18 protein-coding genes are annotated in these 18116 nt (G+C 69.7%); 9 read left to right on the forward strand and 9 right to left on the reverse strand.

The window, feature by feature from the left end; genetic code table 11:
• Positions 1 to 2: 2 nt before the first annotated feature.
• Positions 3 to 638: a response regulator transcription factor gene (locus RIU97_RS08220; protein ID WP_361762995.1), complete on the forward strand. Its 636-nt coding sequence runs from the start codon at positions 3 to 5 to the stop codon at positions 636 to 638.
• Positions 639 to 723: 85 nt separating this feature from the next.
• Entirely contained in the window at positions 724 to 1095 is a 372-nt protein-coding gene (locus RIU97_RS08225; RefSeq protein ID WP_404954691.1) for a peptidoglycan-binding protein, read from the forward strand.
• Positions 1096 to 1132: 37 nt separating this feature from the next.
• Here RIU97_RS08225 and RIU97_RS08230 read toward each other — a convergent pair whose 3' ends face one another.
• Positions 1133 to 2620: a PLP-dependent aminotransferase family protein gene (locus tag RIU97_RS08230; protein ID WP_404954693.1), complete on the reverse strand. Its 1488-nt coding sequence runs from the start codon at positions 2618 to 2620 to the stop codon at positions 1133 to 1135.
• 237 nt (positions 2621 to 2857) lie between these two features.
• On the opposite strand from RIU97_RS08230, the gene RIU97_RS08235 reads away from it, so the two are divergent.
• The 3 genes from RIU97_RS08235 to RIU97_RS08245 all read left to right on the forward strand — a co-directional run bounded on the left by RIU97_RS08235 (position 2858) and on the right by RIU97_RS08245 (position 6812).
• Complete coding sequence (locus RIU97_RS08235; RefSeq protein WP_404954695.1) at positions 2858 to 3469, forward strand: NTP transferase domain-containing protein; 612 nt, start codon at positions 2858 to 2860, stop codon at positions 3467 to 3469.
• A 252-nt stretch (positions 3470 to 3721) separates the two neighbouring features.
• A complete protein-coding gene (gene aceB, locus RIU97_RS08240) occupies positions 3722 to 5341 on the forward strand; it encodes a malate synthase A (protein ID WP_404954697.1) in 1620 nt (539 codons plus the stop codon).
• Positions 5342 to 5621: 280 nt separating this feature from the next.
• On the forward strand, positions 5622 to 6812 hold the full coding sequence (locus tag RIU97_RS08245) for a GDSL-type esterase/lipase family protein (protein WP_404954699.1): 1191 nt from the start codon (positions 5622 to 5624) through the stop codon (positions 6810 to 6812).
• 14 nt (positions 6813 to 6826) lie between these two features.
• On the opposite strand, the gene RIU97_RS08250 is transcribed toward RIU97_RS08245, so the two are convergent.
• A complete protein-coding gene (locus tag RIU97_RS08250; RefSeq protein WP_404954701.1) occupies positions 6827 to 7213 on the reverse strand; it encodes a VOC family protein in 387 nt (128 codons plus the stop codon).
• 162 nt (positions 7214 to 7375) lie between these two features.
• On the opposite strand from RIU97_RS08250, the gene RIU97_RS08255 reads away from it, so the two are divergent.
• Positions 7376 to 8350: an MTH938/NDUFAF3 family protein gene (locus RIU97_RS08255; protein ID WP_404954703.1), complete on the forward strand. Its 975-nt coding sequence runs from the start codon at positions 7376 to 7378 to the stop codon at positions 8348 to 8350.
• Between the two features lie 79 nt (positions 8351 to 8429).
• Here the strand turns inward: RIU97_RS08255 and RIU97_RS08260 are convergent, their stop codons facing one another.
• The 7 genes from RIU97_RS08260 to RIU97_RS08290 form a co-directional block, all read right to left on the reverse strand.
• A complete protein-coding gene (locus tag RIU97_RS08260; RefSeq protein WP_404954705.1) occupies positions 8430 to 9830 on the reverse strand; it encodes a nucleobase:cation symporter-2 family protein in 1401 nt (466 codons plus the stop codon).
• Between the two features lie 376 nt (positions 9831 to 10206).
• The gene (locus RIU97_RS08265; protein ID WP_404954707.1) at positions 10207 to 11610 is read right to left on the reverse strand and encodes an 8-oxoguanine deaminase; all 1404 of its coding nucleotides are present in this window, start codon (positions 11608 to 11610) and stop codon (positions 10207 to 10209) included.
• A gap of 190 nt (positions 11611 to 11800) precedes the next feature.
• A complete protein-coding gene (pucL, locus tag RIU97_RS08270; RefSeq protein WP_254381168.1) occupies positions 11801 to 12724 on the reverse strand; it encodes a factor-independent urate hydroxylase in 924 nt (307 codons plus the stop codon).
• A gap of 1 nt (position 12725) precedes the next feature.
• Positions 12726 to 13130 carry a hydroxyisourate hydrolase gene (gene uraH, locus RIU97_RS08275; protein ID WP_404954710.1) on the reverse strand — a complete coding sequence of 135 codons (405 nt, stop codon included), beginning with the start codon at positions 13128 to 13130 and terminating at the stop codon, positions 12726 to 12728.
• A gap of 8 nt (positions 13131 to 13138) precedes the next feature.
• Entirely contained in the window at positions 13139 to 13654 is a 516-nt protein-coding gene (gene uraD / locus RIU97_RS08280) for a 2-oxo-4-hydroxy-4-carboxy-5-ureidoimidazoline decarboxylase (protein ID WP_404954712.1), read from the reverse strand.
• Between the two features lie 154 nt (positions 13655 to 13808).
• Positions 13809 to 14204, reverse strand: a complete 396-nt coding sequence (locus RIU97_RS08285) for a helix-turn-helix domain-containing protein (protein WP_030715200.1) — start codon at positions 14202 to 14204, stop codon at positions 13809 to 13811.
• Positions 14201 to 14452 (reverse strand): thiamine-binding protein, encoded by a 252-nt coding sequence (locus tag RIU97_RS08290; RefSeq protein ID WP_326587156.1) that lies wholly within the window; start codon positions 14450 to 14452, stop codon positions 14201 to 14203. The genes RIU97_RS08285 and RIU97_RS08290 overlap by 4 nt, the downstream gene beginning before the upstream one ends.
• Positions 14453 to 14577: 125 nt before the next feature.
• Between RIU97_RS08290 and RIU97_RS08295 the strand changes: the two genes are divergently transcribed.
• The 3 genes from RIU97_RS08295 (at position 14578) to RIU97_RS08305 (ending at position 18062) form a co-directional block, all read left to right on the forward strand.
• Entirely contained in the window at positions 14578 to 15411 is an 834-nt protein-coding gene (locus tag RIU97_RS08295) for a TIM barrel protein (protein ID WP_404954715.1), read from the forward strand.
• A 75-nt stretch (positions 15412 to 15486) separates the two neighbouring features.
• Positions 15487 to 16377, forward strand: coding sequence for a 2-hydroxy-3-oxopropionate reductase (locus RIU97_RS08300; protein WP_362813282.1), 891 nt, complete (start codon positions 15487 to 15489; stop codon positions 16375 to 16377).
• Between the two features lie 227 nt (positions 16378 to 16604).
• Positions 16605 to 18062 carry a catalase gene (locus RIU97_RS08305; protein ID WP_404962788.1) on the forward strand — a complete coding sequence of 486 codons (1458 nt, stop codon included), beginning with the start codon at positions 16605 to 16607 and terminating at the stop codon, positions 18060 to 18062.
• The last annotated feature ends 54 nt before the right edge of the window (positions 18063 to 18116 follow it).

Raw genomic sequence — 18116 nt, forward strand, 5'->3', positions numbered from 1 at the left:
CGATGACGATCCGGCTGCTGCTCGCCGACGACCATCCGGTGGTCCGGGCGGGGCTGCGCGCGGTCCTGGACACCGAGGCGGACTTCGCGGTGGTCGCCGAGGCCGCGACCGCCGAGCGGGCGGTGGAGCTGGCCGCGTCCGAGCCGGTGGACGTGGTGCTGATGGACCTCCAGTTCGGGCCCGGCCCCGGCATGCACGGCTCCGAGGCGACGGCCCTGATCACGGCCCGCCCGGGCTCCCCCCGGGTGCTGGTCCTGACGACGTACGACACGGACGCGGACATCCTGGCGGCGGTGGAGGCGGGAGCCTCGGGCTACCTGCTCAAGGACGCCCCGCCCGAGGAACTGGCGGCGGCGGTGCGCACGGCCGCCGCGGGCCAGTCGGCGCTGGCCCCGGCGGTGGCGCTGCGGCTGATGGACCGGATGCGGACCCCGGCGGAGGCGCTGACGAAGCGGGAGCTGGAGGTGCTGCAGCTGGTCGCGGACGGCCTGTCCAACCAGCAGATCTCGAAGAAGCTCTTCCTCAGCCAGGCCACGGTCAAGTCCCACCTGGTGCACGTCTACGCCAAGCTCGGCGTCGACTCCCGCACCTCGGCGGTCGCGGCGGCCGCCACCCGCCGGCTGATCCGCACGCCGTGAGACAGCCCGTGCGCACGGGTTCTCCGCTCCGGCGTGGCCCGAATACCGGTTCTGCCGCGCCGTAGTGATCATTAAGGTCTGGACCATGAACTCCTTACTGACACGCGCCGCGGCCCGGGCCGCGCTGATCGCCTCCCTCCTCCCCGGCGGCAGCGCCCTCACGGCCGGCCCGGCCTCGGCGGCCGCCGGCGACGAGCCCGACGTCACCGGCCTGAGCTGCGGCTTCGACAATCGCACGCCGCCGCCCACGGTTCAGGTCGGCAGCAAGGGCGGGACGGTGCGCGAGGCACAGTGCCTGCTGAACTTCTGGACGGGGCTGCAGACGACGGAGGAGGGGCCCGAGGGCGTCTTCGGTCCGGACTCCGCGTCGGCCGCGCGGCACTTCCAGGGTGCGCGGGGGCTCGCCGTGAGCGGTGTGGTGGACGCCGCGACCTGGGGCGAGTTGCGGCACAGCTGACACGGGGCGGCCCGGCCGTCCCGCCGGACCGCGCGGCTCAAGCCACCCAGTGCGGGCGGTCCACCGCCGACTGCAGCGGGACCCCGTCGTGGAAGGCGCTCGCGAGGCGGCGGACGCCCTCGTCCAGGCGGTCGGCGCAGAGCGTGTACGGGATCCGGAGGCGGTGTTCGAAGGTGCCCGGGTCCACGCCGAAACGGGCGCCCCGGCCGATGTGCACGCCGGCGGCCGCGGCCCGCTCCGCCAGGGCGGAGCTGACCGCCTCGCCCAGGTCGACCCAGAGCGAGAGCCCGCCCGGCGGGATGCGCCAGGACCATTCCGGCGTGTGTCGCTGGAGCGCCTGCACCAGGGCCTCGCGCTGGATCCGCAGCTGCGCGAGCCGTGCGGGCAGGGCCCGGTCCATGTCGTCCATCAGCGGGAGCGCGACCAGCTGGTCGAGGACCGAGCCGGTCATGTCGGCCGAGACCCGTACGGCCGTCAGCTCGGCGATCATCTTCGCGGTGGCCCGGATCCAGCCCACGCGCAGGCCGCCCCAGTGCGTCTTGCTGAGCGAGCCGATGGTGATGACGTGGTCCGCGCCGCCGCGGGGCGCGAGGGAGGCCAGCGGCGCGGGCGCGGGCACGTCCAGCGCGATGTCCGCGATGGTCTCGTCGACCACCAGCCAGGTCCCGGTCGCACGGGTCGCCGCGAGCAGCCGCAGCCGCTGCTCCGGCGGCATCAGCGCGCCCGTCGGGTTGTGGAAGTCGGGGATCGCGTACGCCATCCTCGGCACGGTCTGGCGCAGCGTGGACTCGGCGATCTCCATGTCCCAGCCCTCGTCGGAGACGGCGATGGAACCGGTGCGCAGCCGTGCGTGGCGCAGCGCGTCGAGGGCGTTGGCGTAGGTGGGGTTCTCGGTCACGACCCGGTCCCCGGCCCGGCAGAGCAGGCTGACGACCACGCTGAAGGCCTGCTGGGCGCCGGACGTGAGCAGGATCTGCTCGGGGCGCGTGGGCAGACCGCGCCGGCTGAACCGCTCGGCGACGGCCGTGCGCAGGTCGGGCAGGCCGAAGGGGTGGTAGCCGGGGCTGCGGGCGAGCTGGGGCAGGCGCGGGGCGGCCCAGGCGAAGGCCTCGGCGAGGCTGCCCTCGGGGGCGCCCATGGCGGCGATGGCGAGGTCGATGCCCGGTTCGCCGTCCGCGCGGCCGCCGATCCCCCCGACGATGGCGTGCGCGCCGACCGGGCGGTGGCCGTCGGGGAGTTCGGTCCAGGTGCCGGAGCCGCGCCGGCTGCGGACGTAGCCGCTCTCGCGCAGCAGGTCGTAGGCGCCGGTGACGGTGGCCCGGCTGGCGCCGACGGCCTCGGCGAGCTCGCGTTCGGCGGGCAGCCGGACGTGCAGGGCGATCCGGCCGTCGAGGATCAGCGTGCGGACGGCGTCGGCGAGCGCCCGGTAGCCGGGGCGGGCCAGGACCTCCGCGGGCAGCAGTGCGGCGAGCTGCCGGCTGCCGATCGTTCTGTCCGCTGTCTGGACCACTCGCCCGTTTGCCATGCCAACCTCCCCTGATTGGCTCTGACGGCCAGGCCAATCGAGGACCAGACTCGCCGTATTGGCCCCCGATTGGCAAGGAGAAGCCCAGATGCTGACCGACCGTGACGAACGTGCTCTTCTGGCCGCCGCCGAGAACCGGATCTCCCGGCCGCTGCGCTTCGGGGCCGTACTGGACTCCGTACGCCGCACGCTGGCGCGGCACTCACGGGATTCCGTACAGGAGCGAGAATCGGTGGCATGTCAGCCAACTCCCCCTCCGGTTCACCCATGATCGCGGGCCTTCTCCTGGCGGCCGGCGGCGGCCGCCGGCTCGGCGGGCGGCCCAAGGCCCTTCTCCCCTACCGCGGCCGCCCGCTGGTCGAGAACGCCGTACGGGTCCTGCGCGAGGCCGGCTGCGGCCCGGTGCACGTGGTGCTCGGCGCCTCGGCGTCCGAGGTCCGCGAGCGGGCCGACCTGGCCGGCTGCGTGGTCGTGGACAACCCGGACTGGGCGGAGGGGATGGGCTCCTCCCTGCGGGTCGGCCTCGCCTCGCTGGCCGGTACCGGCGCCCGCGCGGCCCTGGTCTCGCTGGTGGACCAGCCGGGCATCGGCCCGGCGGCCGTGGCCCGGGTCCGGGAGGCCTACCGCTCCCCCGCGAGCCTGGTGGCGGCGGCCTACGACGGGGAGCGCGGCCACCCGGTGCTGTTCGGGGCGGACCGCTGGGCGGACATCGCGGCGACGGCGACGGGCGACAAGGGCGCGCGGGTGCACCTCGCGCGACACGCCGGAGAGCTCATGCTGGTGGAGTGCTCGGACATCGCGGAGGCCTTCGACATCGACACGCCGCCCGACCTGGTGCGTCTCCTCTGAGCACGGCGTGACGGCGATGGCACTGAGGGCCACCGGGAAGTGGAATCTGTCGACTCAGAGAATCTCGATATCAACAAACCATTGAACTTCCACCATGAGGAAATTACTATCCACTGGTCAGAAGCGCCCTGAACCCCCAGACGGCGCCCGCGACCGTATTCCGGAACTCTCCACACCCGACGGCACTGCGTGCCGTCTCGCGCGAGCATTCCCCCGCGGCCGCCAGGCACCGCCGCTGAAGGAGTGACAGATATGTCCGCACCAGCGCCGTCCCCGCTGGCCATCGTCGACGCCGAGCCCCTGCCCCGGCAGGACGAAGTCCTCACCGAAGCGGCTCTCGCCTTCGTGGCCGAGCTCCACCGGCGGTTCGCCCCCCGCCGTGCCGAGCTCCTCGCCCGCCGCGCCGAGCGCCGTGCCGAGATCGCCCGGACCTCCACCCTCGACTTCCTCCCGGACACCGCACAGGTCCGCGAGGGCGACTGGAAGGTGGCGCCGGCCCCGGCCGCGCTGAACGACCGTCGTGTGGAGATCACCGGTCCGACGGACCGCAAGATGACCATCAACGCCCTGAACTCGGGCGCCAGGGTCTGGCTCGCCGACTTCGAGGACGCCTCCGCTCCCACCTGGGAGAACGTCGTCCTCGGCCAGCTCAACCTCATCGACGCCTACGAGCGCCGCATCGACTTCACCGACCCGCGCACGGGCAAGGCGTACGCCCTGAAGCCCGCCGACCAGCTCGCCACCGTCGTGATGCGGCCGCGCGGCTGGCACCTGGAGGAGCGCCACCTGCGGTTCGAGGGCGGCCCGGCCTCCGGCTCGCTCGTGGACTTCGGCCTGTACTTCTTCCACAACGCGAAGCGCCTGATCGACCTCGGCAAGGGCCCGTACTTCTACCTGCCGAAGACGGAGTCGCACCTGGAGGCGCGCCTCTGGAACGAGATCTTCGTCTTCGCCCAGGACTACGTCGGCATCCCGCAGGGCACCGTCCGCGCCACCGTCCTCATCGAGACGATCACCGCCGCGTACGAGATGGAGGAGATCCTCTTCGAGCTGAAGGACCACGCGGCGGGCCTGAACGCGGGCCGCTGGGACTACCTCTTCTCCATCGTGAAGAACTTCCGCGACGGCGGCGAGAAGTTCGTCCTGCCGGACCGCAACGCGGTGACGATGACCGCCCCGTTCATGCGGGCGTACACCGAACTGCTCGTCCGCACCTGCCACAAGCGCGGCGCGCACGCCATCGGCGGCATGGCGGCCTTCATCCCGTCCCGCAAGGACGCCGAGGTCAACAAGGTCGCCTTCGAGAAGGTCAAGGCCGACAAGGACCGCGAGGCCGGCGACGGCTTCGACGGCTCCTGGGTCGCCCACCCCGACCTGGTGCCGATCGCGATGGCCTCCTTCGACGCGGTGCTCGGCGAGAAGCCGAACCAGAAGGACCGGCTGCGCGAGGACGTCTCGGTGGCCCCGGGCGAGCTCATCGCGATCGACTCCCTGGACGCGAAGCCGACGTACGAGGGCCTGCGCAACGCGGTCCAGGTCGGCATCCGCTACATCGAGGCGTGGCTGCGCGGCCTCGGCGCCGTCGGCATCTTCGGCCTGATGGAGGACGCGGCCACCGCCGAGATCTCCCGCTCGCAGATCTGGCAGTGGATCAACGCCGGCGTCGTGTTCGAGAACGGCGAGACGGCCACGGCCGACCTGACGCGCAAGATCGCGGCCGAGGAACTGACCGCCATCCGCGCCGAGCTCGGCGAGGAGGCCTTCGCGGCCGGCAAGTGGCAGCAGGCCCACGACCTCCTCCTCCAGGTCTCCCTGGACGCGGACTACGCGGACTTCCTCACGCTCCCCGCGTACGACCAGCTGGTCGGCTGATCCCCGGATCCGGCTGAAACGCACAGCAGCCGAACCCGCCGGCTCCGCCCCCGTCGCCTTCACGGCACGGGGGCGGAGCCGTTTGCGTTCCACAACAGGAGGAGCGGACTCCCGAACGACCGGTCGGTCGTTACTTGTTCGTAACTTGCCTGTACCTAGCGGTAACAAGTGGGCCCGTGTCACCTTTCCGATGCCACCGGCCGGCGGTACCCCCACTTTCCCAGCCACGCGACGGAGTCGTTGCCGACTTCGGCATGGCCGAAAACGCAGGAGTTCCGCAGTGATCGGATTCCGCAACGTCAGCAAGGACCGGGACCGCAGTCGGGTGCGACGACTGGCCGGGGCCGGATTGGTTCTGCCGCTCGCCGTCGGCGCGCTGGTGGCCGGCGGCGCCGGGACCTCCGCGGCCAGTCCCGGGACCGGACCCACCGCCGTGGTGTCCATGGGCGACAGCTACATCTCCGGCGAGGCCGGGCGCTGGAAGGGCAACACCCTCACCAACACCGGGAGCAGGAACGGGACCGATCGGGGCTGGGTCAGCGGCAGCACCTACGATCCCGGCAAGGTCTACGGAACCACCGCGGGCGGGTGTCACCGCTCCGACTCCGCCGAGGTGCACAGCGCCGGGGCGATCGCCGACGTCGCCGTGAACCTGGCCTGTTCCGGGGCGACTTCCGACAACGTGTTCCGCGCCTCCAACGGCGGCGTGGCCTTCAAGGGCGAGGCCCCGCAGGCGGATCAGCTCGCCGCGGTGGCCGCGAGCCACAACGTCAAGGTCATCGCGCTGTCCATCGGCGGGAACGACCTCGGCTTCGCCGACATCATCAAGGACTGCGCGCTCGACTTCGTCATCTGGAACTCGTACTGCTACGACGACCAGCAGTACGGGGTCGACCAGAAGATCGACGCGGTGATGGGCAAGGTCGGCAAGTCCGTGGACGAGGTGCGGGCCGTGATGCGCGCGGCCGGGTACGCCGACTCCTCGTACCGGATCGTGCTGCAGTCCTACCCGTCGCCGATCCCGCGGGGCGCGGAGAACCGGTACACGCAGAGCGACTGGAGCCGGCTCAACACGGGCGGCTGCCCCTTCTGGAACCGCGACTCGGACTGGGCGCGGGACTCGCTCGTGCCGCAGATAGCCAACCGGATCAAGGCGGTCGCGGCGGCCAAGGGCGTGCAGTTCCTGGACCTGCGGGACATGATGCAGGGCCGTGAGGTGTGCGCGAAGGCGAGCAAGCAGGTGAGCTCCACCGTGCCGGCCTCGGCGAAGACGAGCGAGTGGGCGCGCTGGATCGACAACAACGAGTCGCAGGGCCTGATCCAGGAGTCCATGCACCCGAACTACTTCGGCCAGCTGGCGGCCGGACGCTGCCTCGCGCTGGTCGTCGCCCAGCCCGCGAGCTCCGGCTTCAGCTGCAAGAACACCGCGGGCGGGGACCAGACCGGGATGTTCCTGACGCCGGCCCCCTAAGGGCTGGCAAGGGGCTAGAAGGAGGCGTCCAGCACGGAGAGGACGTTGCCCGCCGGGTCCTTGAACCAGGCGATGGTGGGCCCGCCCTCCGCCTCCCGGACGATGCCCTTGGCATCCGTGTCGAAGCCCTCGTAGCGCTCGAACCGGACGCCGCGTCCCGTGAGTTCGTCGACGGTCCGGTCGACGTCGTCGACGGGGAAGTTGAGGATCGTGAAGCTCGCGGGCTCGTGGTTGTCCTTCTGGTAGACCATGACCGTGTTGTCGCCCGCCAGGTGCAGCGACAGCAGGCCCATGTCCTTGTTCTCCGAGACGCGCAGGCCGAGGGTGCCTTCGTAGAACTCCTTGGCCCTGCCGAGGTCGTCGACGGAGAATCCGCTGAATGCCTTGGTGTCTGCGAACATGACCGTTCCTTCGATCCGGGGCTCCCCGCTCTCCATCCTCCCTCCGGCGGGGGCGGCCGTCGACCGGCGGGCCGGCGTACGGACCGTCCACGACCGGTCACCGCGCGTGGCCCCCGGTAAATCGGGGTGAACGGCGCGGCGCGGGCTGGCATGCTCTCGCGCATGGCAGCCCGCACCGCACGTCCCAGCCTCTACATCTCCGTCGACATCGAGGCCGACGGACCCATCCCGGGGCTCTACTCGATGATCAGTTTCGGAGCCGCGGTCGCCGGCCGGCAGGACGGCGCCTCGTATACGGCCGCGGATCCGGAACGGCAGACCTTCTACCGCGAGCTGCGGCCGGTCAGCGAGGAGTACGTGCCCGAGGCGCTCGCCGTCAGCGGGCTGGACCGCGACCGGCTGGTCCGGGAGGGCGCCGACCCGGCTGCGGCCATGGACGAGTTCCGCACCTGGGTGCGGGAGGTGTCCGCCGAGGCCGGGGCGCAGCCGGTGATGTGCGGCTACCCGGCCTCCTTCGACTGGACCTTCCTGTACTGGTACCTGATGCGCTTCGGCGGGGACAGCCCCTTCGGCCACTCGGGCTGCCTGGACATGAAGACCCTCTACGCGACGAAGGCCCGGGTACCGCTGCGCGCCGCGGTCAAGGGCCGGATGCCCCGCGAACTGCTGTCGCGACGCCGCCACACCCACCACGCCCTGGACGACGCGATCGAACAGGCCGAGCTGATGAGCAACCTGATGCTGTGGACTCCCCCGGTGCCGGACCCGGACGCGGAGCGCTCCCCGCGCATCACGCACCTCTCGTGGGGCCGGATCGAGGCCGAAGGGCTCGCCCCGGGCAAGGACTTCAGGCTCTACCCGGGCGGCGGCCGCCCCTGGGACTGGTCCGAGCACGGCACGCGGCACGAGCCCGGCATCCAGCCGCAGGAGGTGCGCGAGTTCCTCGACCTGGGGGTGACGGCGGTGGTGCTCAGCCAGGGCATGGACAAGCGCCTCGGGGTCGCCGCGCAGACGCTGGAGGTGCTCCGGGCGGCCGGCGTCGAGGTGCACGTGGCGGAGACGACCGCGGCCGTGGAGGTCTACAACCGGCTGGCCGCCACCGGGCGGGTCGCCGGCCTCTTCCACTCGACCTGCTGACCGGGCACGCGAACGGCGGTGCGCACGTCACGCCCGCAGTGGGTGACGTGCGCACCGCCGGGCGGTCCGGCAGCGCCGGTCAGTGCACCGGTACCGGATCCGGCGCGGCCTCCGAGGCCGCGCCCTTCCTGGCGCCGAGGTGGTTGAAGGCCAGGTTCAGCAGGATGGCCACGACGCAGCCGGTGCTGATGCCGGAGTCGAGGACGACCAGCAGGTCCTTCGGGAAGGCGTGGTAGAACTCCGGGGCGGCGATGGGGATCAGGCCGATGCCCACGGAGGCGGCGACGATCAGGGCGTTCTCGCCCTTCTCCATGGCCGCGCCGGCCAGGGTCTGGATGCCGCTGGCCGCGACCGACCCGAAGAGGACGATGCCGGCGCCGCCGAGGACCGGCAGCGGGACCACGCCGATGACGGAGGCGGCCATCGGGCACAGGCCCAGCAGGATCAGGATGCCGCCGCCCGCGGCGACCACGAACCGGCTGCGGACCTTGGTCATGGCGACCAGCCCGATGTTCTGGGCGAAGGCGCTGCACATGAAGCCGTTGAACAGCGGGCTGATCGCGCTGCCGAGGGTGTCGGCGCGCAGGCCGCCCTCGATGGTCTTCGCGTCCGCCGGGCGGCCGACGATCTTGCCGAGGGCCAGGATGTCGGCGGTGGACTCGGTCATGCAGACGAGCATGACGATGCACATCGAGATGATCGCGGCTACCTGGAACTGCGGGGCGCCGAAGTGGAACGGGGTCGGGAAGCCCACCACGGACGCGTTCCTGACGGCGTCGAAGCTGGTCATGCCGAGCGGCAGGGCGATGAGCGTGCCCGCGACCAGGCCGAGCAGGATGGAGATCTGCTGGAGGAAGCCGCGCAGGAACTTGCGCATCAGCAGGACGATGACCAGGGTGACGGCGGCCATGCCGATGTTCTTCATCGAGCCGTAGTCGGTGGCGGTGCTGTTCCCACCCTGCGACCAGTTGAAGGCCACGGGCAGGAGCGAGACGCCGATGAGGGTGATGACCGTACCCGTCACGACCGGCGGGAAGAAGCGGACGAGTTTGCCGAAGTAGGGGGCGGCGAAGAAGCCGAGGACTCCGGCGACGACGATCGCGCCGAAGATGACGGGGATGGCGTCGTCCCCCTCCCCCTTGCCGATCGCGATCATCGGGGTCACACCGGCGAAGGAAACGCCGTTGACGAAGGGGAGTTTGGCGCCGATCTTCCAGAACCCGAGGGTCTGGAGGAGGGTGGCGAGGCCGGCGGTGAAGAGCGAGGCGCCCATCAGGAAGGCGGTCTCGGTGGCGGACAGCCCCACGGCGGGGCCGACGATCATGGGCGGGGCGACGACACCCGCGTACATGGCGGCCACGTGCTGGAGACCGCTCGTGAACATTTTCAGCGGAGGCAGGGTCTCGTCGACCGGGTGTTTCTCCCCGGAGACCTGCGGTACTGCGACTGCGTCTTTGCGAAACCTGGGCATTGCGGCCACGGCTTCCTCCGGTCGGGTAACACGTCGGCAGGGACGTGGGTGTCATGGAGGTGGTGCGAAAGGAGTGCGAGTCGAGCCTGTATGGAGTTGTGGGTGGTGCGACTACGTGTTCCAAGGGGTGCAGAAACGATTCGCCCAAAAACCGGTTCCGCGCTGTGGTTCCAGCCGCGGGGCTGGAGGTGCCGTGGCCATGGCGCGAAGCGCGCGCGGCAGCGCATGTGGCACGAGTCACCGCCCCCGGGGGCGCCCTCGGATTTCCTCAGGCGCTACCCGGGAACGGCTGCCACGGACCCCGCTCGGGTCCGCGGCCGCCGGCCGGGGGCCGTCCCCCCCGGCCGGACTTCTGGGGTACCTCCCAGCGGTGGCTGGGGGAGGGTCAGGCCTGCGCGGAGATCCGCGCGAGGCGCTGGGCCTCTTCCCGGGTGGACACCGCGATGGCGTCCTCGTCCGCGAAGAGGAGGCGGTTGTTCTCGACGATCTGCTTGCCGTTGACGAACGACGCGGTCACCGGGGCGGCCGCACCGAAGACCAGGGCGGTGACCGGGTCGGCGATCGAGGAGTGCAGGAAGGTGCTCAGGTTCCACAGCACCAGGTCGGCGCACTTGCCGGCCTCCAGCGAGCCGATGTTGTCGGCGCGGCCGAGGACCTGGGCGCCGCCGTAGGTACCGAGGCGCAGGGCCTGGCGCGCGTTCAGGGCACGCTCGCGGTGGACCGGGTTCAGGCGGTTGATGAGGAGCGCGTTGCGCAGCTCGGTGTGCAGCTCACCGGACTCGTTGGAGGCGGTGCCGTCCACACCGAGGCCGACCGGGACACCGGCGGCGAGCATGTCCGGGACGCGGGCGATGCCGGCGGCCAGACGGGCGTTGGAGGACGGGCAGTGCGCGACACCGGTCTTGGTCCGGGCGAACGCGGCGATGTCGGAGTCGTTCATGTGGACGCTGTGCGCCATCCACACGTCCTCGCCGAGCCAGCCGGTCGACTCGAAGTAGTCGGTCGGGCCCATGCCGAACAGTTCCTTGCAGAACTGCTCCTCCTCGACGGTCTCGGAGCCGTGCGTGTGCATGCGCACGCCCAGGCGGCGGGCCAGCTCGGCGCCCTGCTTCAGCAGCTCGGTGGAGACCGAGAAGGGGGAGCACGGGGCCACGGCGACCTGGGTCATCGCGTCGAAGGAGGCGTCGTGGTACTTCTTCACGGTCGCCTCGGTGTCGGCGAGCGCACCCTCGAGGGTCTCGACGGCGTGGTCCGGCGGCAGGCCGCCGTCCTTCTCGCTGCGGTCCATCGAGCCGCGCGCGAGGGTGAACCGTACGCCCATCTCGGACGCGGCGCGGATGATCGAGCCGGAGAGGTCGCCGGAGCCCTTGGGGTAGACGTAGTGGTGGTCCATCGCGGTGGTGACGCCACCCTTGGCCATCGCGGCGAGGGAGCCCTGCGCGGCCGTGTACGTCATCTGCTCGTCGATGCGCGCCCACGTCGGGTACAGCGCGACGAGCCAGTTGAAGAGGTTGTGGTCGGTGGCCAGACCACGCGTGATCCACTGGTAGAAGTGGTGGTGCGTGTTGACCAGACCGGGGGTCACGAGGTGCCCGGTGCCGTCGATGCGACGTACGACGTTCTCGAGGTTCTCGGGGGCTTTGCCCGCACCGATCGACTCGATCTTGTTGCCGGCAACGACGATGTGACCCGAGGCGTACTCGGTGTCGTTCGCGTCGACCGTCGCGATCGCACAGTTCTCGATGACGATGCGCTCGACCGCGCTGTCAGGGGTTGCCGATGCTGCCATGGGACTTCCTCGTGCTTTCAGTGGCGGTATGGGCACGGCAAGGCCCAGGAGATTTGAGTGCCGGAGCCGGGGGCCTTGACAGCTGACAGTACTGCCGCCCCGAGTGAAGCGTCCGGGTGCCGATTCACGAAGCTGAAGAGTGTCGCGCGGTCCCGGGGCCACTGCGGAGCCCCGGGACGCGCGTGCCGCATCAGAGGTTGGTCATGTCCACGGGGATACGGGCGTCAACGCCGTCCCGGAGAACAGTGGCCTCGATCAGACCGTAGGGGCGGTCCGCGGCGAAGTAGACCTCGTTGTCGTTCTTGAGGCCGAAGGGCTCAAGGTCCACGAGGAAGTGGTGCTTGTTCGGGAGCGAGAAGCGGACCTCGTCGATCTCCGAACGGTGGTTGATGATGCGCGAACCCATCTGGTACAGGGTCTGCTGCAGCGACAGGGAGTAGGTCTCCGCGAAGGCCTGGAGCATGTGCTTCCGGGTCTCGGCGTAGGACTTCTCCCAGTTGGGCATCCGCTGGTCGTCGTCGGACCAGCTGAAGCGCCAACGGGCCGACACCTGGGTGGCGAGGATGCGGTCGTACGCTTCCTTCAGGGTCGTGTACTTGTCCTTCACGTAGCCCCAGAACTCGGAGTTCGTGGAGTTCATGACGACGAGGTCCTTGAGGCCGGAGATGACCTCCCAGTTCTTGCCGTCGTACGTGATCTGGGTGACCCGGGTCTCGCCGCCGTTGCGGACGAAGGAGTGGTTCACCTCGTCGGAGCCGATGAACTTGGAGTTGGCGTCCGAGGTGGCGATCCGGGACCAGGAGTACTCCTCGATCCGGATGCGCGCCTTCTGGATCGGCTCCTGGCTGTTGACGAACCAGCGCGCCAGGTGGATGCCGAACTGCTCGGCGGACTCGATGCCGTACTCCTTGGCGAACGCGTACACCGTGTTCTTGGTGGTGTCCGTCGGCAGGACGTTGGCGTTCGAGCCGGAGTAGTGGACGTCGTCCATGTCGCCGGAGAGGGCGACCGAGACGTTCAGGTCCTTGATGTGGTGCGTGTCGCCGTCCCGCGTGATCTTGACGACGCGGTTCTCTGCTTTGCCGTACTGGTTCTGGCCCAGAATCGTGGCCATGCTAGCTCCCTCGGTAAACGGAGTAGCCGAACGGGTTGAGCAGCAGCGGTACGTGGTAGTGCTCGCCGGGAGTGACCGCGAACGTGATCGTCACTTCCGGGAAAAACGCACCGCTGTCCCTTACGCGGGGGGCGTCCTGCTGCGCCTCGGCTTGCTTCTTGGAACGGTGCTTACTAAAGAAGTACGTCTCGGTCTCGAAGTCGAGACGTACGTGGGTGGTGCCCTCCGGCAGCGCCGGCAGGTCCTTGCAGCGCCCGTCCGCATCGGTGGCGGAGCCGCCCAGGGCCGCCCACTCTCCGTCCAGACCCGTACGGGCCGACAGGGAGATGGCGACGCCCTCGGCGGGCTTGCCGATGCTGGTGTCCAGGATGTGCGTGGACACCGACGCGGTGGTCTCGGTGCTCATGATCGGTCTCACTCTCCTTCAACGAGTTCGACGAGGCGGGTCAGGCGGATCTTGTTGATCTTGACGAGCTCGCCGCGGGCGATTTCCCGCTCCCGCTCCGGCGAGTTGTCGATCCGGACCCTGACCGCGTCCCGCATGAACTCACCGGTCGCACCGGTGGCGCAGATGAGGAAGACGTGGCCGAACTTCTCCTGGTACGCCAGGTTCAGTTCGAGGAGCTCGTTCTTGAGCTCCTCCGAGGCACCGGCCATGCCGCGCTGCTCGCGGGCGGAGGTCGGGTCTCCCGGCTTCGGCCGGCCGATCGGCGCGTGGCCTCCCATCGCTTCGCCCAGGTCCTCCGCGGTGAGCTCCGCCATGGCGGCTTCGTTCGCGGCGAACAGGGACTCTGCGGTGGCGAAGGGGCGCTGGGCGAGCAGCTTGCTCCCCCACGCCGAACTGGCGCACACCTCGTGCAGCTCGGCCGTGGCCGCGCTGTCGTCCAAGGTGTTGAACCGGGTGAGACCCGGGGTCGGACTCGAAGTCACGGTAGGCCTCCGTGGCCTGTTGTTGCTTTGACGGGCTGCGCATAGCTAACGCCCTCGACAACACGGCGTCAACACTTTGTTGAAACTTCCCGTACACAAAAGCCGCCGCCCGGGTGAATTGGGCGGCGGCTCGTCACTGCGGGTCAGCAGCCTTTCACTCTTGGCTGCTCTTGGCGCTGCCTTTGGGGCCGGAATCCCGGTTCAGGTAGTTGTAGACCGTGAAGCGGCTTACACCCAGGGCGCCCGCGACCGTTTCCACACCGTGCCGCACGGAGAAGGCGCCCCGCGCCTCCAGTATCCGCACCACGTCCTGCTTGGACTTCCGGTCGAGCTGCGACAACGGTACGCCGTGCCGGCGCTCCAGGGCCGCCAGGATGTGGTCCAGCGAATCCGAGAGCTGCGGCAGGCGCACGGCCAGCAGGTCCTGACCCTCCCAGCTGAGCACGACGTCGTCGGGCTGCGCCAGGGCCGGGTCCATCAGCTCGCCACCCATGGCGTCCACCAGCGGCTTGACCGCGGTGACGAAGGGGTGGTCACGGGGCTCGGTCATGGGGTGTCCTCCCCGATCACGTTGACCTGGAGCGAGACGCGCGTGGCTCCGGCCTCCAGGGAATCGCGCAGCAGCGCGCCCACCGCCGCCAGCACCCGGTCGGCCTCACCCTCGGCGGTGTTGCCGAACGGACCGACGTCCACCGCGTCCAGCTGGGCCTTCTGGATGACCTCACGCGCGGCCACGGCATGGGCAGGAGCCTCTTCGAGGTCGAAGGGCTCGGTCGTGAACTCCACTCTCAATCGCACGCGGTCAAGCTACCCCGCGGTCACGATTTTCCGGCAGTCCGTACTTGACATCCGGGACAAGCCCGATGCAGTCTTCCATCAAGCAGAAACTAACTTCCGCAATACGGAAGGAGCGCACACCCCTCATGGGATACACGGACCAGCGCTTCGATGTAAACCTTTCGATCCTCTTCACGGAACTCCCGCTCCTGGAGCGTCCTGCGGCTGCCGCCGCGGCGGGCTTCACGGCGGTCGAGCTGTGGTGGCCCTGGATCGAGACCCCCACCCCCGCACAGGAGGAGCTCGACGCCCTCAAGAAGGCTCTTGAGGACGTCGGCACCCAGCTGGTGGGCCTGAACTTCTACGCCGGCCGGCTGCCGGGTCCGGACCGCGGTGCGGTCTCGGTACCCGGCGAGGAGTCGGAGCGCTTCAACGCCAACATCAACGTGGCCGCCGACTTCGCGGCCTCGGTCGGCTGCAAGGCGCTGAACGCCCTGTACGGCAACCGCGTCGAAGGCGTGGACCCGGCCGTGCAGGACGAGCTCGCCCTGAAGAACCTGGTCGTGGCAGCCCAGGCCGCGGACCGCGTCGGCGCGATCCTCCTGATCGAGACCCTCAACAAGCCCGAGTCGCCGCTCTACCCGCTGGTGAGCGCCCCGGCCGGCATCGAGGTAGTGGACAAGGTGAACGAGGCCACCGGCCTCGGCAACGCCAAGTTCCTGCTCGACCTGTACCACCTGGCGATGAACGATGAGGACCTCTCCGAGGTCATCGAAAAGTACGCCGCCAAGACCGGGCACGTCCAGATCGCGGACAAGCCCGGACGGGGTGCCCCCGGCACCGGCGAGCTGCCCCTCGAGGAGCTGCTCGACCAGCTGAAGAAGGCCGGATACGAGGGCTACGTAGGCCTGGAGTACAAGGCCGCCGACGCTGCCGCCTCCTTCGCCTGGCTGCCGGCCGAGGCCCGCGCCGCGAAGTAGGCGGACCAAGTCCAGGCGATCAGCCAGGCACGTCACGAACTTTTCGTACGAAGCATTAAGAGAAGGACCCTCATCATGAGCAACCTCCCCAAGATCGCGTGGATCGGCCTCGGAATCATGGGCTCCCCCATGGCCGAGAACCTCCTGAAGGCCGGCTACTCGGTCACCGGCTTCACCCTGGAGCAGGACAAGCTGGACCGCCTGGCCGCCGCCGGCGGCGCCGCGGCCGGCTCGATCGCCGAGGCCGTCAAGGACGCGGACGTCATCATCACGATGGTGCCCGCCTCCCCGCAGGTCGAGGCCATCTCCTACGGTGAGAACGGCATCCTCGAGAACGCGAAGTCCGGTGCGCTGATCATCGACATGTCGTCGATCACCCCGCAGACCTCGGTCGACCTCGCGAAGAACGCCGCCGCCAAGGGCATCCGCGTTATCGACGCCCCGGTGTCCGGCGGCGAGGCCGGCGCCATCGAGGCCGTCCTGTCGATCATGGTGGGTGGCGAGCAGGCCGACTTCGACGCCGCCCTGCCGATCCTCGAGGCCCTCGGCAAGGTCATCGTCCTGTGCGGTCCGCACGGCTCCGGCCAGACGGTGAAGGCCGCCAACCAGCTCATCGTCGCGGTGAACATCCAGGCGTGCGCCGAGGCCGTCGTCTTCCTCGAGAAGTCCGGCGTGAACCTCCAGGCCGCCCTGGACGTCCTCAACGGCGGTCTGGCCGGCTCCACGGTCCTGACCCGCAAGAAGGACAACTTCCTGAACCGCGACTTCAAGCCCGGTTTCCGGATCGACCTGCACCACAAGGACATGGGCATCGTCACCGACGCCGCCCGCAACGTCGGTGCGGCGCTTCCGGTCGGCGCGGTCGTCGCCCAGCTGGTCGCCTCGCTGCGCGCCCAGGGTGACGGCGGCCTGGACCACTCCGCCCTGCTCCGTGCGGTCGAGCGTCTCTCCGGCGCTCAGATCTGAGCCCGCGGCCCGCATCCCGGGCCGCACCTCCCCCTGACGGGGGCCTGAGTCTCCGGATGGCGCCGGCGCTGACACCTGTCCTGTCGCGCCCAAGCGCCGGCGCCGTCCGGATCATCTCTCTCCAACTTCGTTCAACAAACTGTTGACGTTTAGTTCTCGCCGAAATTAGGCTGTTCCGCATGACGGAAGACGCTTTCCGTCAGCAGTTACCCGTACGGAAGGTCACCATGTCGAAGCGCACGCTGACGACCGAGTCCGGCGCCCCGGTCGCCGACAATCAGAACTCCGCCACCGCCGGCGTCGGTGGCCCGCTCCTAGTCCAGGACCAGCAGCTCCTCGAGAAGCTCGCCCGATTCAACCGCGAGCGCATCCCGGAGCGCGTGGTGCACGCCCGCGGCTCGGCCGCGTACGGCTACTTCGAGGTGACCGACGACGTCACCGCGTACACGAGCGCCGCGTTCCTGAACACGGTCGGCAAGAAGACCGAGACCTTCCTGCGGTTCTCCACCGTCGCCGACTCGCTGGGTGGCGCGGACGCGGTCCGCGACCCGCGCGGCTTCGCGCTGAAGTTCTACACCGAAGAGGGCAACTACGACCTCGTCGGCAACAACACCCCGGTGTTCTTCATCAAGGACCCGATCAAGTTCCCCGACTTCATCCACTCCCAGAAGCGCGACCCCTTCACGGGCAAGCAGGAGCCGGACAACGTCTGGGACTTCTGGGCGCACACCCCCGAGGCGACGCACCAGATCACCTGGCTCATGGGTGACCGCGGCATCCCGGCGTCGTACCGTCACATGAACGGCTACGGCTCCCACACGTACCAGTGGACGAACGAGCAGGGCGAGGCCTTCTTCGTCAAGTACCACTTCAAGACGAACCAGGGCATCCGCTGCCTCTCGGGCGAGCAGGCCGCCGAGCTCGTCGGCAAGGACGCGAACTCGCACCAGACCGACCTGCTCCAGGCGATCGAGCGCGGTGTGAACCCGAGCTGGACCCTCTACGTCCAGATCATGCCCGCCGCCGAGGCCGCGGACTACCGCTTCAACCCGTTCGACCTCACCAAGGTGTGGCCGCACAGCGACTACCCGCTGCAGCGCGTGGGCCGTCTGGTCCTCGACCGCAACCCGGACAACGTCTTCGCCGAGGTCGAGCAGTCCGCCTTCTCCCCGAACAACTTCGTCCCGGGCATCACCGCCTCGCCGGACAAGATGCTCCAGGGCCGCCTCTTCGCGTACGCCGACGCCCAGCGCTACCGCCTCGGTGTGAACCACACCGTGCTGCCGGTCAACGCCCCGAAGGCGACGAAGGCCGACAACTACGGCCGCGACGGTGTCATGGCGCTGCGCAACGGCTCGCGCCACGACAAGAACTACGAGCCCAACTCGTACCAGGGTCCGGCCGAGACCGGTCTGGCGCTTGGCGCCCCGAAGGCCGTCTCCGGCTACACGGGCACCCACGAGGCCCCGGCCCACACCAAGGACGACGACTTCTTCCAGGCCGGTGAGCTCTACCGCCTGATGTCGGAGGCCGAGAAGCAGCGTCTGGTGGCGAACATCGCCGGCGGCCTGTCTCAGGTCACCCTCGAGGACGTCATCGAGAAGAACCTGGCTCACTTCCACGCCGCAGACGCCGACTACGGCCGTCGCGTCGAGGAGGCCGTGCGCGCCCTGCGCGACGCCTGAGCCGCACAGCTGCACCGGGGGCCTGACGGGAGGTCAGGCCCCGGGTGCTGAGCC

Source organism: Streptomyces sp. 147326, assembly GCF_045000215.1.
Taxonomy (GTDB): Bacteria; Actinomycetota; Actinomycetes; order Streptomycetales; family Streptomycetaceae; genus Streptomyces.

Bases quoted from the DNA above. Each gene is read 5' to 3' on its own strand.
- RIU97_RS08220 (WP_361762995.1), top strand. From the start codon at position 3: ATGACGATCCGGCTGCTGCTCGCCGACGACCATCCGGTGGTCCGGGCG.
- RIU97_RS08225 (WP_404954691.1), top strand. From the start codon at position 724: ATGAACTCCTTACTGACACGCGCCGCGGCCCGGGCCGCGCTGATCGCC.
- RIU97_RS08230 (WP_404954693.1), bottom strand. From the start codon at position 2,620: ATGGCAAACGGGCGAGTGGTCCAGACAGCGGACAGAACGATCGGCAGC.
- RIU97_RS08235 (WP_404954695.1), top strand. From the start codon at position 2,858: ATGTCAGCCAACTCCCCCTCCGGTTCACCCATGATCGCGGGCCTTCTC.
- aceB (WP_404954697.1), top strand. From the start codon at position 3,722: ATGTCCGCACCAGCGCCGTCCCCGCTGGCCATCGTCGACGCCGAGCCC.
- RIU97_RS08250 (WP_404954701.1), bottom strand. From the start codon at position 7,213: ATGTTCGCAGACACCAAGGCATTCAGCGGATTCTCCGTCGACGACCTC.
- RIU97_RS08255 (WP_404954703.1), top strand. From the start codon at position 7,376: ATGGCAGCCCGCACCGCACGTCCCAGCCTCTACATCTCCGTCGACATC.
- RIU97_RS08265 (WP_404954707.1), bottom strand. From the start codon at position 11,610: ATGGCAGCATCGGCAACCCCTGACAGCGCGGTCGAGCGCATCGTCATC.
- pucL (WP_254381168.1), bottom strand. From the start codon at position 12,724: ATGGCCACGATTCTGGGCCAGAACCAGTACGGCAAAGCAGAGAACCGC.
- uraH (WP_404954710.1), bottom strand. From the start codon at position 13,130: ATGAGCACCGAGACCACCGCGTCGGTGTCCACGCACATCCTGGACACC.
- RIU97_RS08285 (WP_030715200.1), bottom strand. From the start codon at position 14,204: ATGACCGAGCCCCGTGACCACCCCTTCGTCACCGCGGTCAAGCCGCTG.
- RIU97_RS08295 (WP_404954715.1), top strand. From the start codon at position 14,578: ATGGGATACACGGACCAGCGCTTCGATGTAAACCTTTCGATCCTCTTC.
- RIU97_RS08300 (WP_362813282.1), top strand. From the start codon at position 15,487: ATGAGCAACCTCCCCAAGATCGCGTGGATCGGCCTCGGAATCATGGGC.
- RIU97_RS08305 (WP_404962788.1), top strand. From the start codon at position 16,605: ATGTCGAAGCGCACGCTGACGACCGAGTCCGGCGCCCCGGTCGCCGAC.